This is a genomic window from Neisseria sp. P0001.S005, assembly GCF_051963715.1.
Map to the genome: position 1 here is coordinate 1 of NZ_JBQCTZ010000477.1, position 706 is coordinate 706.

At 46.0% G+C, this 706-nt stretch carries 1 protein-coding gene and 1 pseudogene; one reads left to right on the plus strand and one right to left on the minus strand.

Annotation, left to right across the window (positions count from 1 at the left end; all coding sequences use genetic code 11):
- Positions 1 to 206: 206 nt before the first annotated feature.
- Positions 207 to 590: a hypothetical protein gene (locus tag ACTHSP_RS21175; RefSeq protein ID WP_004518967.1), complete on the plus strand. Its 384-nt coding sequence runs from the start codon at positions 207 to 209 to the stop codon at positions 588 to 590.
- A gap of 20 nt (positions 591 to 610) precedes the next feature.
- On the opposite strand, the pseudogene ACTHSP_RS21180 reads toward ACTHSP_RS21175, so the two are convergent.
- Positions 611 to 706, minus strand: a pseudogene (locus ACTHSP_RS21180) (IS1595 family transposase); the annotation flags it as partial.

Here is a 706-nt window from a genome sequence, read left to right on the forward strand (position 1 = left end):
ACGGCTCCGAAAGGAATAATTCGTTGTTATATTATCAGAAAAGGCCGTCTGAATAATATTTGTTTTCAGACGGCCTGATTGAAAAAATGAATATTGCCCTATTCGGCTTTGGCTTTATAAAAATATGAACATACTGATGGGTTATCAAAATGAGTGCCATATTGGCGCCCCACATTCGGAGACCCAACCCATGAAAAAAATTTCTCTTGTTAGCCGCCCTTCCCTTACTGTTTACCACTTATTCAAATGCCGCCACGCCTAAAGCGGAAGCTTCAAAACCAGCTTCGGCACACAAACAAACCAAGCAGCGTTTTTCCGGCAAAATCACCGGCTATCAAACCGCCGAGCATTTGTTCTCCGTACGCAAGGGCGACCGCCTGCGCATCAGTAAAACCGGCAGCCCTAACGCCTATTTCAACGTATGGGCACCCAAAGACGATGAAGCCGTATTTAACGGTTCGGCACAAGGCGATAAATTTGACGGTATCGCTACCCAATCGGGCAAATATAAAGTGCAGGTCTATATGATGCGCGCCCAAGCCCGCCGTAACACTACTGCCCATTACGCCGTAAACGTCATCAAAAACTAAGGGGCTGACGTAGATTAGCCCTAAATTCCACACCAATCTCGCAGGATTTTAAGCTGTTGAGACGGTGTGCCGAAGTTAAATCGAAATTCGCATTCTTTCAAGAACAGCGGGAAAGA